The organism is Polaribacter atrinae (assembly GCF_038023995.1).
Classification (GTDB): domain Bacteria; phylum Bacteroidota; class Bacteroidia; order Flavobacteriales; family Flavobacteriaceae; genus Polaribacter; species Polaribacter atrinae.
Genome location: NZ_CP150660.1, coordinates 3398112 through 3412804 on the forward strand (window position 1 = coordinate 3398112; position 14693 = coordinate 3412804).

At 29.0% G+C, this 14693-nt stretch carries 11 protein-coding genes; 5 read left to right on the forward strand and 6 right to left on the reverse strand.

Annotated features, from left to right (window positions below):
* The first annotated feature begins 22 nt into the window (after positions 1–22).
* Complete coding sequence (locus WG945_RS14775) at positions 23–1327, forward strand: polysaccharide deacetylase family protein (protein WP_068451460.1); 1305 nt, start codon at positions 23–25, stop codon at positions 1325–1327.
* Positions 1327–2238 carry a hypothetical protein gene (locus tag WG945_RS14780; protein WP_068451463.1) on the forward strand — a complete coding sequence of 304 codons (912 nt, stop codon included), beginning with the start codon at positions 1327–1329 and terminating at the stop codon, positions 2236–2238. The genes WG945_RS14775 and WG945_RS14780 overlap by 1 nt, the downstream gene beginning before the upstream one ends.
* Here WG945_RS14780 and WG945_RS14785 read toward each other — a convergent pair.
* Both WG945_RS14785 and WG945_RS14790 read right to left on the reverse strand, forming a co-directional pair.
* On the reverse strand, positions 2235–3824 hold the full coding sequence (locus WG945_RS14785) for an asparagine synthase-related protein (RefSeq protein ID WP_068451466.1): 1590 nt from the start codon (positions 3822–3824) through the stop codon (positions 2235–2237). The genes WG945_RS14780 and WG945_RS14785 overlap by 4 nt on opposite strands.
* A gap of 1 nt (position 3825) precedes the next feature.
* Entirely contained in the window at positions 3826–5103 is a 1278-nt protein-coding gene (locus tag WG945_RS14790; protein WP_068451469.1) for a lipopolysaccharide biosynthesis protein, read from the reverse strand.
* A gap of 38 nt (positions 5104–5141) precedes the next feature.
* Here WG945_RS14790 and WG945_RS14795 point away from each other — a divergent pair, with 38 nt between their 5' ends.
* On the forward strand, positions 5142–5828 hold the full coding sequence (locus WG945_RS14795; protein ID WP_068451472.1) for a YjjG family noncanonical pyrimidine nucleotidase: 687 nt from the start codon (positions 5142–5144) through the stop codon (positions 5826–5828).
* 135 nt (positions 5829–5963) lie between these two features.
* A complete protein-coding gene (locus WG945_RS14800) occupies positions 5964–6710 on the forward strand; it encodes a hypothetical protein (protein ID WP_082864290.1) in 747 nt (248 codons plus the stop codon).
* A 130-nt stretch (positions 6711–6840) separates the two neighbouring features.
* Here the strand turns inward: WG945_RS14800 and WG945_RS14805 are convergent, their stop codons facing one another.
* Complete coding sequence (locus WG945_RS14805; protein ID WP_068451475.1) at positions 6841–8112, reverse strand: replication-associated recombination protein A; 1272 nt, start codon at positions 8110–8112, stop codon at positions 6841–6843.
* 77 nt (positions 8113–8189) lie between these two features.
* On the opposite strand from WG945_RS14805, the gene WG945_RS14810 reads away from it, so the two are divergent.
* Positions 8190–8867: a rhomboid family intramembrane serine protease gene (locus WG945_RS14810; RefSeq protein ID WP_068451478.1), complete on the forward strand. Its 678-nt coding sequence runs from the start codon at positions 8190–8192 to the stop codon at positions 8865–8867.
* 94 nt (positions 8868–8961) lie between these two features.
* Here WG945_RS14810 and rlmB read toward each other — a convergent pair whose 3' ends face one another.
* The 3 genes from rlmB to WG945_RS14825 all read right to left on the reverse strand — a co-directional run bounded on the left by rlmB (position 8962) and on the right by WG945_RS14825 (position 14529).
* Positions 8962–9723, reverse strand: coding sequence for a 23S rRNA (guanosine(2251)-2'-O)-methyltransferase RlmB (gene rlmB, locus WG945_RS14815; RefSeq protein ID WP_068451480.1), 762 nt, complete (start codon positions 9721–9723; stop codon positions 8962–8964).
* An 84-nt stretch (positions 9724–9807) separates the two neighbouring features.
* Positions 9808–11286 carry a RagB/SusD family nutrient uptake outer membrane protein gene (locus WG945_RS14820; protein WP_068451591.1) on the reverse strand — a complete coding sequence of 493 codons (1479 nt, stop codon included), beginning with the start codon at positions 11284–11286 and terminating at the stop codon, positions 9808–9810.
* A gap of 21 nt (positions 11287–11307) precedes the next feature.
* Entirely contained in the window at positions 11308–14529 is a 3222-nt protein-coding gene (locus WG945_RS14825) for a SusC/RagA family TonB-linked outer membrane protein (protein ID WP_068451594.1), read from the reverse strand.
* Positions 14530–14693 lie beyond the last annotated feature (164 nt).

Sequence of the window (14693 nt, forward strand, 5' to 3'; positions counted from 1 at the left end):
AACCCTGCAAACTAAACAAAAAATGATACTAGTTTACACACATAAAATCACCCCAAGAGTTCGTTATATTTTTAAACACATTCTTACAAGAACGTTATTAATTCCGGTAGATTTTACTTCTAAAGTAGAAGAATTTGTGGCCTTTAATGGTCCTAAAATGACCTATACAAAAACACCTTTAGGGAATGAGTTTTTTGTAAAAAGTAACAATTTACTGTTTGAACAAGGTGTTAATGATATGGAAATTTCTATGCAGAAATGGGATGAAACTCCTTGCTTCTTTAAAACCGGACCAAAATCTTCTATTCCTTTTGATGTTTTTGCGGCAAGTTTTTATTTAATTTCTAGATATGAAGAGTATTTACCACATGTAAAAGACATTCATGGACGTTATACTGCAGACCAAAGTTTGGCGTATAAAAAAAGGTTTTTAGAAAAACCTGTGGTAGATATTTGGGCTTATAAACTATTAGATGCTTTAAAAGAAAAATTTCCAGATTATGTATATAGTGAGCGAAAATATGAGTTTATTTCTACTGTAGATATTGATAATGCTTACGCTTATAAGTATAAAAGTTTAGTAAGAAGTGTAGGTGGTTTTGTGAATGATTTGCTTCATTTAAGATTATTTGATGTTTGGAATCGATTTGCAGTTACATTTAATCTAAAAAGCGATCCTTTTGACACTTTTCATAAAATTTTAGAGATTAAAAAAGAGCATAAGATTAAAACGATTTTTTTCTTCTTAATTGGCGACTATACTACTTTTGATACCAATGTTTCTGCATCAAAAAGTAAGTACAGGTTACTTATTAAAGAAATGGTAGATTATGCAAAAGTAGGGTTGCACCCTTCTTATTTTACTATGAATAATGCTTCTTTATTAAAGAAAGAAAAACTGAGATTAGAAAATATTATTAATTCGCCAATTCAAAGATCTAGACAGCATTATTTACGCTTTAGCTTGCCAGAAACGTATCAAAATTTAATAGATTTAGAGGTAGAAGAAGATTATTCTATGGGGTATGCAAGCAATGTAGGGTTTAGGGCTAGTACGTGTACACCTTTTTATTTTTACGATTTAGATTTTGAAATTCAAACACCTTTAAAAGTATTTCCTTTTGCTTTAATGGATACAACTTTAAATGACTATATGAAGTTAACACCTAAACAATCTTTAGGTAGAATTAGAGATATCAAAAACGAAGTAAAAGCTGTTAATGGGACTTTTATTACCTTATTTCATAACGAAAGTTTAAGTGATTATCTGCGTTGGAAAGGCTGGAAAAGATTGTACGAGTCTATGGTTAAAATAGCTATTTCATAATGATTCAATATGTTAAAAGAAAAGATTTAGATGTAGAAAAATATGATGCATGTATAGAAAAATCTTTACAGTCTAATATTTATGGTTATTCTTGGTATTTAGATATTGTTTGTGACAATTGGGATGTTTTAGTCTTAGAAGATTATTGTGCAGTAATGCCAATTCCTTGGAAAAAAAAACTGTTTATAAAATATGTACACCCTCCTTTTTGGTTAATTCAATTAGGAATTTATTCTGTAGAGGTGGTAGATGAAAATGAGTTTTTAATTGAGTTGTTTGACGATTTTAAATTTGTAGAAACCAGAACAAATATTCACAATGCTTTCTCTATGTTTAAGGCTTATGAAAAAGAGAGCTATTTACAAGTTCTATCTTTAGAAGATGATTATGAAGTTCTTTTTAGTAATTACAGAAAAGATAGGCGAAAAGATGTGTCTAAAGCAAAAAAGTTAGATTTAATTGAGAAATGGAATGATGATTCTAAAGTTTTAATTGAGCTTTTTAAAAATAATGTAGGTAAAAGAACTCCTTACATTCAGGAAGTAGATTATAATAAACTTCAAAAATTAATTACGGTTTGTTTAGAGAAAAGGGTAGGTGAAATACTTTCTATTTATGATAAGGAGAATAATTTAGTTGCATCTGGTTTTTTTCTAAAACATAAAAAAGCGATTACAATTTTAGTGTCATCTACCGATTTTAAGAATCGAAAAAATGGGGCAAATACTTTTTTAATTGATCGTGCAATTTATAAGTTCGAAAAGAATTTTAATGTTTTTAATTTTGGGGGGTCTTCATTACAAACTATTGCAAAGTATTTTTTGAGTTTTGGGGCTCTAACGTTAAAATATCCACAGATAAAATATAATAAGCTACCTTGGTTTATTAAGTTGTTAAGAAAAATGAGTTAAATGTCTTTTTTAGAAAAATGAATATACCATTGAGATATTATTTCATTATAATCTTTATACATTTTTTTTGCCTTGATATCTTTTTTATTTAATTCATTAATCATTTGATCGGTTATTGGTTTGTAATTATTCCAATCATGTTTTTTTAATATTCTTTTTTTTAGGTGATTAGGTAAATGTGGCTTTATTTTGTCTTTTAGCTTTTGTAATTTAATTTGTTTTTTTGTAGGCTGAATTTCTTTTTCAAAGTAGACATCAAAAGGTTTAAAATAATCATTAATTAATATATCATCAAAAAGAAGTTTTCCTTTTTTGTGTTTAATTGGAATTTTTTTAAATAAACTTAACAATTCTGTATCCCAAAAAGGAAATCTAAATTGATGATCAAAAAAAGTATAATAACTTGCAGAATTAAAAATATATTTAGCAATTCGTTCTTTTAGGTTGTAATCTTCTAAGACAGTTTCAGGTATTTTTTTTGTATAATTTTTATCAAATAGAAATAAATTCTTTTTTATTTCTGCTTTAATTTGTTTCTTTTCATCATTAGAAAAACAATAATTAATCATTTTTTTTTCTAAGATAACTTCTGGTAAATTAGAGTGTTTTAAGTTTTTAGAAATTGTTTTTGAATATTCACTTCCTCCTAAAATATCGCCGGCAAAACCAGGAACAAAAATAGCATCTTGAGTAATGATTTTTTTGTCTTTTAAAAATTTAATAGCAAAGTATTCTTGAAGATAAGGCATAGAAGAAAGTTTGCCCGCAAAATGTGCGTAATCTTTAAATTCTTCAGTTGGTAAATAATTAGAAATTAATTCATTTTTATATTCAATAAAATACCAGTCAAAATTTAATGTTTCTGCCGTTTTTTTAGAATTTTCAATTTCAAAACTATCTTTTCTGCCATAGGTATAACAAACTACGTTTTTATAGTTGTGCTTTTTAAGCATTACAGCAATTAAACGCGAATCAAAACCACCACTTAAAGGAATTACTGCCATCCTATTATTTAGGGAGTCTATAAACCGTTTAAAACAATTTTCAAAAGCAATTACTACTTTGTTTTTTAAAATAGAATAGGAGTCTAGATATGCTTTTTCTATGGCATAAGAAAAGAAAAAGTTACTCTCAATAATTTTATGATTTTGAATGATTAAATATTCACTTGCTTGTATTTGATTTACATTTTGTAATAATGTTTTATTACCATGAGTATGACAAGATGCTTTTAATTCGATTTCTGAAAGAGTATTAAAATCAACAATATTAAAAGTGTTTTTCAAATAGATAATATCATCGCTCAAAAATAATTTTTCATTCTGAAAAGTATAAAAAATAGGGAAAGATCTTGTTATGTCAGAAGCAATACAAACAGTTTTTTTATCAGAAAAAAGGATTGTAAAAACACCATTTATGTTCTTTAAAAGTTCTTTAAAATCAGAGGTGTCTTTTATTGTTAAAAGAAAATTTAAAGCATTTTCTTTTTCATAAAAAACAGCATCAATATAAAAATAACCTTTTAAATAAAAAGAATCATTTTTATACCATTTAAAGCCTTTATTATGTTTTAAAGTAATGTTCATATTAGCTGTATGCAATTTTCTTTTCTTTGGATGTTTTTAAAAGGTAGATAAATATAAGAATATTAAAAAGCATTCCTACTCCAGAAAAAAGTATCAAAGAAATAACAATATTATCGTAAAAATAGTATCCTAAGAATAATGCCAAAAATCTAAAAAGTAGTAAAAAAGAATCATAAACAACCATAGTTTTTTGTTTGTTTAAAATCAAAATTAATGGTGATATGGGATTACTCAAAAAAGCAAAAAATAACCACGGAATTATAATTCTTGAATACAAACCTACGTCAGACCAATTTTCACCAAAAATAATATCTAAGAAAAAAGAAATTGCAAATAAAGGAATAAAAAGAAAAGAGCTTATAAATAATAAATGTTTGACGGTTTTTATAACTAAATCATGCAAATTGCCTTCTTCATTATGAGTTTTACTTGCTTTATTAAAAAAGACTTGGTTTATTGATTGTTGGAAAATGCCAATAGGAGCTCTTGTAAATTTAATTGCTAGACCATAAATTCCCGAGTTTGCTAAACCAAAATATTTAGTAATTAAAAGCACTGGTAATTCATTAGAAAGATTATTAGTCAAGTTAATAATGGTATTAAAAATGGGAATATCTTTATATTTTTTTGCCAAAAAAAACATCCTTTTTAAGGATAGCTCCTTGGTAAGTTTTTGCATTAATTGGGTAGACGCTTTTATTAAAAAAAGAAGTTGCATAGATTGCCCCAAAAGCATTCCTGGAATTAATCCTAAAGAATTAAAAGAACTAAAACCAGTAGCAAGTTGAGATGAACTCATTACCGCAGATTTTGTTATTAATCCTTTAGATATATTTTTAAACATATTGGTTCTGTTGTTCCAAAAATCAAAAATTGAAACGCTACCAAAAAGGAAGACACTTAATGGTAGTAAATAAATTAAATTTACGAGTTTTGTTATATTAAAAAAAGTAGTAATGTTTTCATTAAAAAAGAAGATGATTACAAGTAATAATAAGCAATATATTGTTAAAATAATAAATGAAAAACCCACTAAATTAATAGCATCTTTATCCTTTTTTGGTAAAACGATAGCAAATTCATATTGCATAGTTGCCAAAGGCTTTAAGATTAAAGTTACGGATGAAAATAAGGTGTAAATACCAAAAAGCTCTGTAGAAAAAAGGCGCGTAAGTATTAAAATTGAAGCATAAATAACAACTTGGCTCAAAGCAGCTCCTGTTATTAAAGTGAAAACATTTTTTACAAACTCTTTTTTAAAAAAAGAAAATAGTTGCATATTACAAACCAATAGTTATACATCCAAATATAATGTAAATGAAAGATATAGAACACGTTTTTTTTGATTTAGATCACACTTTATGGGATTTTGAAAAAAATTCTGACTTAGCGTTTCAAAAAGTTTTTAATAGAAATAATATAACTATAGAGTTAGAAGTTTTCTTAAAAATTTATAAGCCAGTTAATTTTAAATATTGGAAATTATTTAGTGAAGAAAAAGTAACTAAAAGCGAGTTAAGATATGGTAGGTTAAAGGATACTTTTGATGTTTTAAATTATACTGTTTCTGATGATTTAATAGATGAAATAGCCATAAATTACTTAGAGTTTTTACCCGATTTTAATCATCTTTTTGATGGGACTTTTGAAATCTTAGATTATCTTAAAGAAAAGTACGAATTACATGTTATTACTAATGGTTTTGATGAAGTACAGCATAAAAAATTGAAGAGTTCTAATATTCATCATTATTTTAATAAAATAATAACTTCCGAATCTGTAGGAGCAAAAAAACCTAATCCAAAAGTTTTTAATTATGCTTTAGACCTTGCAAAGGCAGATAAAGATAACTCTATTATGATTGGTGATAACTTAGATGCAGATGTGCAAGGAGCATTAAGTGTTGGTATGCAAGCTATTTATTGTAATTTTGAAAATAACACATCTATTAATGGGGAGTTTATTTCTGTTAATTCGCTTATAGAAATAAAACAATATCTTTAACATTCTTAACGTTTTTAATTTAAATAAAGAAAAGTTAATTTATATCTAAAGCTAGATAATATCGTACAATTTTGCGATATTGCATCAGTAAATTATGTTTCTATAAATTAGAAATTCATTAAATATTCAATTAAAATGATTAAAAAAATAGTATTTAGTTTTTTGTTTTTTATAACAATATCAACATTCAGTCAACAAGAAAAATTAAATAATTACAAGTATGTAATTGTATTAGACCGTTTTGAATACTTAAAAAGTGCAGATCAATACCAAACAAGTTCATTAACCAAATTTCTTTTAGAAAAAAAAGGTTTTGAAGTGTATTTAAGTAATGAAGAATTACCTACAGACTTAAAGTTAAATCGTTGTAAAGCTCTAATAGCTGTGGTTACTGATGATTCTAGTATGTTTTCTGTGAAAAGTAAAATCGAATTGCAAGATTGTAATGGTGTTGTTTTATATACATCGGAACAAGGTAGGAGTAAGGAAAAAGATTATAAAAAAGCATATCAAGAAGCTATAAGAAAAGCATATGCAACTATGGAAGATTTAGAGTATACCTATACGCCATTGCAAGAAGAAGTTGTTGCAGAAACAGTTGTTGCAGTAGAGGAAGTGTTGCCTGCTAAAAAACTAATTATAAAAGAAACTGCTCTTCCAAAAAGTAGTTTAGCAGTTTTATATAGTCAAGAAATAGATAATGGTTTTCAGTTAGTAGACACCTCTCCTGCAGTAGTTTTTCAGATTTTAAAAACGAATGTAAAAGATGTTTTTGTAATAAAAGATAAGAATGGAATTATCTATAAAAATGGTAATAATTGGGTTGCAGAATATTATGAAAATGATACGTTAGTAACAAAAAATTACTCGATTAAATTTTAATAAATTGCCAAAATAATTGGTGGTTTATATGTATTTTAGATTATTGTATATCCAATAAAAAAAGATGTCACTCATAAAATAACTTTAGAGTGACATCTTTTTTATTTAAAAGTCTTTGTTATAATAAGTATTAATAATCATAGTTGTTTTTCCATCTATTTTTTAAGATATCTCTAAACTGATTTTCTCTTGCATTATTACCCGGTTCATACAATTTTGTTCCTGATATTTCTTCAGGTAAAAATTCTTGAGCTACAAAATTATTCGGATAATTATGTGAGTATTTATAGTTTTTACCATAGTCTAAGTCTTTCATTAACTTAGTAGGTGCATTTCTTAAATGAATAGGAATCGATAAATCTCCTGTTTTCTGAACCAAATTTATTGCATCATTAATGGCCATGTAAGAAGCGTTGCTTTTAGCAGAATTAGCTAAATAAATAGCACATTGGCTTAATATAATTCTAGATTCTGGGTAACCAACAACAGAAACTGCCTGAAACGTGTTGTTTGCCAAAATTAACGCAGTAGGGTTTGCATTACCAATATCTTCGGATGCAGAAATGAGTAATCTTCTTGCAATAAACTTTACATCTTCACCACCTTCAATCATTCTTGCCAACCAATAAACGGCACCGTTTGGGTCACTACCTCTAATAGATTTTATAAAAGCAGAAATAATGTCATAATGCTGCTCACCAGTTTTATCATATCTAACGGTGTTTTTCTGAATTTTTGCCAATACTAAATCATTGGTAATTTCAATTTCATCTTCTTCAGAAACTAATAATTCAAAAATATTTAAAAGCTTTCTTGCATCTCCACCAGATACTTGTAATAGTGCATCAGTTTCTTTTAAAGTAATTTTTTTTGTTGATAAAAGCTCATCTTTCTCCATTGCTCTATGTAAAAGTGCTACGAGATCTGTTTTATCAAAAGAATTTAAAATATAAACCTGGCAACGAGAGAGTAGTGCAGGTATCACTTCAAAACTGGGGTTTTCTGTAGTTGCTCCTATTAAAGTTACCCAACCTTTTTCTACAGCGCCTAAAAGTGAGTCTTGCTGAGATTTACTAAATCGATGAATCTCATCAATAAACAAAATAGGGTTTTTAACAGTAAATAATCCACCGCTTTTCTTTGCTTTTTCTATAATTTCTCTTACATCTTTTACTCCAGAACTAATAGCGCTTAAAGTATAAAAAGGTCTTTTAGATTCTGTAGCAATGATATTAGCAAGTGTGGTTTTTCCTATTCCTGGAGGTCCCCATAAAATTAATGAAGGAATAATCCCTTTTTTAATTAAATTGGTTAAAACACCAGTTTTACCTACTAAATGTTGCTGACTGATATAGTCTTCAAGAGTTTTAGGTCTAATTCTTTCTGCCAAAGGTTCATTCATTCAGTAAAAATAATAAAGATTTCTGACAGAAATTGCAAAAATCTACATTGGTTAGATTTTTGTTATTTTTTATAGTAATGAAAGAGGAGAATCATTTAAAAATATCAAAATCTATTTTCTTAATTCCAGTTGTATATATTGTTGCAATTTGGTTTATTTATTGGGTTGAGATACAATTTGATATTAACTTTAATAAATATGGTATTTTCCCTAGAACTTTTGTTGGTTTTAGAGGTGTTTTCTTTACACATTTTATACATAGTAATGTTGGTCACCTTTTTAACAATTCGGTTCCTTTATTCGTGCTTTTAAGCAGTCTTTTTTATTTTTATAAGGATGTAGGGTATAAAGTGTTGCTTATTGGCGGTTTTTTTACAGGTTTATTAACATGGTGTATTGCAAGAGAGTCTTATCACATAGGTGCCAGTGGCATTGTGTATTTGCTTTTTAGTTTTGTTTTTTTTAGTGGAATCATCAAAAGACATTTTAGATTGGTGGCGCTGTCTTTAATAATAATTTTTTTATATGGAAGTATGATTTGGTATGTACTCCCTATAAAAGATGGTATTTCATGGGAAGGACACTTATCTGGATTTATAGTGGGATTTCTTTTTGCTATTGCTTTTAGGAATAAAGGAATAATAAGAGAAGAACATCAATTTATAGAAACAGAATTTGATACTTTGTTTGATGAACATGGTAATTTTAATCCACCAGAAATAGAGCAGGAGGTAGGTAATGAAAAAGTTGAATAGAAATTTAAAGCTTCTTATAATTTCTTATATAAATAAACAAAGCTGTATCTAAGTAATTAGATACAGCTTTGTTTATTTATATTTTTAATTCTTTCTAACTACCCACAACAATTCTTTGTCTTACGGCTTCATATAGTAAAACACCACAGGCAACAGATACGTTTAAAGAAGCTATTTCACCTAATAAAGGTAATTTTGCTTTGTAGTCTACCATTTTTAATATAGAAGGATTTACACCTCTATGCTCAGACCCCATAATTATGGCAATTGGTTGTTTAAAGTCAATATCATATACAGAATCTTCTGTCTTTTCTGTAGCTGCTACCGTTTTAATGTCTGATGCTTGTAATAAAAATAAGGCGTCTTTAATGTGATCTACTTTACAAATAGGAATTTTAAAAGCTGCACCTGCAGATGTTTTTATAGTTTCAGCATTAACGGGTGCACTTCCGTTTTTCTGAATGATAATTCCGTTAACTCCAGAACATTCTGCAGTTCTAATGATAGCACCAAAATTACGTACATCAGAAACTTGATCTAACAATAAGAATAAAGGTATTTTATCACTCTCTACTGTTTTTTCTATCAATTCTTCTAAATCGTAAAACTCTACTGGAGATATTTGAGCAACAGCACCTTGATGATTACTGTTTTTAGATAATCTATCTAACTTCTCTACAGGAACCATACTTGTAGTAAGGTTATTTGTTTTAATTAACTTATTTAGTTCATAAAACAATTCTCCTCTTAATCCTTTTTGTAAGTATATTTTATTAATTGAAGAACCACTTTCTATGGCTTCAATTATAGCTCTAATACCAAAAATATTGGTTGTTGGTGTTGTTTCTGTTGTCATGTTGCAAAGGTATGTTAATTATTGAAATTATTAGACAAAAAAAAACCACCTCGTAGTGAGGTGGTTTTTAAAGCATTTAATATTTTAATTGATGTTTGGGTTGCTTTGAACTTCTTCACGTGGAATTTCAAAAGTTAATCTTTCATCAGAATAAGGAATAGATAAACCTTTGTGAAAAACGTGATTGGTTCCTCTCGTCATCGTTTGCTTATTTCTTTTCATCGAAAAATAACTTTTACCTTCTCCCCACAACTCAATTCTGGTTTGTAAAATTACTTCATCCAATAGTGCATTCCCTGTTAAACCATCTATATAACTAAAATCGGCTGCATTTTCGGGAAGAAATCTGTTTGCTAAAATTTGTTTTAATCTTGTTTTGGCCTCTGTATCAGAACCAGCTCCTTTAGCAGACATTTCTGCGGATAACAAATACATTTCTTCACTTCTCATGTATATATAGTCATCCTCTATATTTCTTTGACCTCTAAACTCCTTAGCACCATTATAAAATTTATTCAATGCCATTAATGTTGATGCATGAAATTGACCTTTTCTTACATCTGAATCTTTGATTTTAGAAAATAAACCATTATCAATAGCTTTTCGATCACCAAATGATTGATAACTATAAGTATAATAATCCATTTGTCCCCACCAAGATACTAGGTCTAATCCGTTTGCTAAAGTTACATCAAATCCCCAAATCCAACTAGGTGTTGCAATATCGTTAAAGCCTCCAATAGCTTCTTCATGTGTAGTTAATGGGTAACCAGAAGCAATTACTTGTTCAGCTAAGTCTTTTGCTAGACTGTTAGAGCTACTTTCGTTTTTTGATGCATAAACATAAGCTAAAATACCTTTTGCAACATCTTGATTTACCTGAGATTTACTTGCTCTTGTAATACCATTTAATAATGATATTGCTGAGTTTAAATCTTCAATTATAAAGTCGTATAACTCTTCCATTGTAGCTTGACCTTGAACAGGGTCTGTTGATGATTTGTAAAGAGGTACAACTGGAGTGCTAGCGTTATATTCTGTAGCAAACATTTGAGCTAAATTAAAGTAAGCGTTTGCTCTTATTGTTTTCGCTTGTCCTAATCCAAATTTAACATCATCTGTAGTAGGTTCTGCTTCGTTTCCTCCTAAAGATTCAATTACTAAATTTGAAGATTTTATTAACCTATAGTAATATCTCCAAGGCATGTAGTTAAAATTACTGGTGTAATCTACTGTAGATAATAAATTTGCAATAGCAGAATATCTGTTATAGCTATTTAATGATAATGCCATGTCTCCTGATAACATATCAGTCATTATATCATATCCTTTTTGGCCAAAATCTTCATGACGTGAAGTTCCTCCAGTTTCAGTGTTTATCATCATGGAATAAAGGCCGTTTAAGGTTCCTTGTGTAATTGCACTATTCGTTTTTCCAGATTCAGCCACATCAGCATTACTAATGTATTCTGTTGGAGTAATTTCTAAATACTCTTCACTACAACTAAAAAATGTAGCAAAAACAGTAAACACTAAAAGTGTTTGTTTAAAATTATATTTCATTTTTTTCATTTTTTAATTAAATTATATTTTTACACGAACACCTACTGTGAATGTTGATAATGGTGCGTATGTATACCTTGCAGAAGAACTTGTTAAAGAAGCAGAAGAATTAAAACCTTTTCTTTCGCTTAATAAAAATAAATTATCTCCAGATACCCAGAAATCTACATTTGATAAACCTGTTTTACCTAAATATTTTGAAGGAAGATTATATCCTATTCTAACATTATTTAAAGATAGATAGTCAGATTTTGTTAAAAAACGAGTAGATAAACTATTTGCGTTTACATTAATATTGTTATACAATCTTGGTACATTAGTGATGTCTCCTGGATTTTTCCAGCTGTTTCTAGCATCAATATGGTAGTTGTTTCCTCCAACTTTGCTATTTCCTAAAACACTAGCATAGTTTCCGTCATATCCATATCCACCAATACTATAAGCAAATTGAGAACTAATATCAAAGTTATGAATTTTAGCAGTTAACCTAAAAGCTCCTCTAACTGCAGGTATTACAGATTTACCAACAAATTTGTTAGTAGATTTTGTATAATCGTTTGTAGTTCCTTGAGATATTTCTGTTGTTGGGTTTTTTATTTTATACTCAAATAAATCTCTTACCTCTTCACCAGAATCAAAAGTATTATTTGCATTTGCATCTACATAGTTTACCTCCCATAATGCATCTCCGTTTGCAGAGTCTACACCAGCCCAAACAGGCATGTAGTAATCATAACGGCTATGGCCTTCTGCTCTACCATAAGCACCAGAAATATCTATAATTTTATTTCTTCCTTCAGGGAAATCAAATGGCATTTCTGTAATTTCATTATCTAAAATTTCTCCATTTACAGATAAATCTAATTTAAAGTTTTCTTTGTTAACGATATGTCCTGTAACATCAAATTCAAAACCTTTATTTACAATTTCACCATCATTTATAGTATTAATAGCATCACCTAAAGATGGAGATACACGAACATCAAAAATTAAGTCATGAGTATTTTTCACATAATACTCTAATGAAGCATCAATAATATTATCAAAAAGTCTAAACTCAGTACCTACTTGAAACATCGTACTTGATTCCCAAGTTAATTCTGGGTTTTCTTGTGCTCTAAGTACTAATGATACTTGTGAATTAAGGTTTTCTATGTTGTATCCATTTTGTCCTGAATAAACACTAGCTCCAGCTAAATCTCCTTGCAGACCATAACTAGTTTTTAGTTTTAAATAGTTTACAAAATCAACATCTTCCATAAAAGATTCTTTACTCATTATCCATGATGCTCCGGCAGCCCAAAAGGTACCCCATTTGTTATTTGCAAATCTAGAACTTCCGTCACGTCTTGCAGTTCCTGATAAGAAATACTTACCTTGGTAGTCATAGTTAACTTGTGCAAAATAACTTTCTAGTGCTGTTTGTTCTGTGTATCCAGATGGATTTGAACCTATATTTACATAATTGTTAGGACTGTCTAATCCGTTCTGTAAATTAACTACTGTATTTTTACTAATATAAGTACGGTCTCTTTGCCAGTCATTTGTTTCATGTGCAACTAATGCAGCAATGTTATGTTCTCCAAAGCTTTTGTTGTAGTTAACAATTTGTAATAAATTTTGAGTTAACGCTTGTCTTTGTTGTTTGAATAGACTACCGTTTTGTCCAGCTGCAGAACCATAAAAAGGATTATTAATGTTATCCTCTATAAAACTGTAGTAATTTGCACCATATTTCGTTGTAAAAGATAAATTTTCATTAAAGTTAACTTTGAATGAGAAGTTTCCATTTACGGAATGACGTTTATTTTGATCTAGATTTAAGTGAGCATCTGCAATTGCATTTGTACCAACTCCAAATCCTCTACCATTTAAACCGTAGTCATACTGATTTCCACCAAAATAAGGATCTTCTACTATTGCTCCTGTTGCATCACGTAAAAACAATGGGTATATAGAAGGGATATTATCTGTAAACCAAAATATAGAACCAGAATCTTCAGATTGTCCATTTGTTTTTTGTACACCATAAGCATAATCGATATTTGCGTTAGCCTCCAACCATTCTGTAGGTTTGTGTGTAACGTTAAGTCTAGTTGTATAACGTTTGTATTCAGAGTTTACAATATATCCACCATCTTCTAAATATCCGAATGAAGAAAAGTAAGTAGTTTTGTCATCTCCTCCTGACATACTAAGGTTGGCTTCTGTTCTAAAAGAAGTCTCAAAACCATAGTCAGACCAATTTTCTGGCGTATATTTTCTAGTAACACCAGCATTAACTTTACCTGTTAGAGGATCAATTAGTTCTCCCGCATTTGCTACATTCCACATGTTGTAATAAGGGTCAATTCCATCTTCTGCTGTGTTAAACAAGTTTGCATTAGCAAAAGCTACAGGGTCTGATTCTCCGTTAGCTTCTGCCGTATTTCTCATAGCAGTCCAACCTAAACCAATATATTCTTCTTGATTGGTTATAACGTCGTAAGTTGGTAAAAGTCTCATGTTAACTCCTGTTTTCACATCAACAGTTATATTTGATTGTCCATTACGACCTTTTTTAGTAGTGATTAAAATTACTCCATTTGCACCTCTCGATCCATAGATAGAAGTAGCTGTTGCATCTTTTAAAATTGTAGTAGATTCTATATCCGCTGGATTTAGATTACTAATGCTATTTGTAAAAGGTACTCCATCTACAACATATAAAGGTTCACTATTACCGTTAATAGTTCCAAAACCTCTAATTCTTACTGTGGCAGTACTACCTGGTTGACCAGAACCATTGATTACTGTTACACCAGCTATTTCACCCGCTAAAGATTGTGAGATGTTTGAAACAGATTTAGCTTCTAAATTAGCTGAACTAACAACTTTAGCTGAACCTGTAAACGCTTGTTTAGTTGTAGTTCCATAACCTACTACCACTACTTCATCTAATACGTTGTCTTCATCAACGGATAGGTTTACGTTTAAAATATTAGAACCTCCTATTTTTTTTTCTACTGGTGTAAAACCTAAGTATCTAAAAACTAAAACATCTCCGCTTTTTGCTAGGATAGAGTACTTTCCATCAAAATCAGTCTCTGTACCTTTGTTGGTTCCTTTTACTGATATACTAACACCAGGTAAAGGTCCCGAATTTTCTGTAACTGTACCAGAAACAGTTTTGTCTTGTGCAAATGAAATTTGCACGATTAACGCTAAGAGTAGCGTTAAAAATCCATTAAACTTTGTCTTCATTGTATAATTATTTGAATTAATTAAAGCCAAAAGTCTTAAAATAATCTTAATAAAACAATTTTTTAACACAAATAGTTTTTTAGTATGTGGTAAAAATAGCATTAATTTTGGTTGTTATTTTTGCTTTTTAAATCTTTTTATTCTTTTATTATTTTTTTAATAGG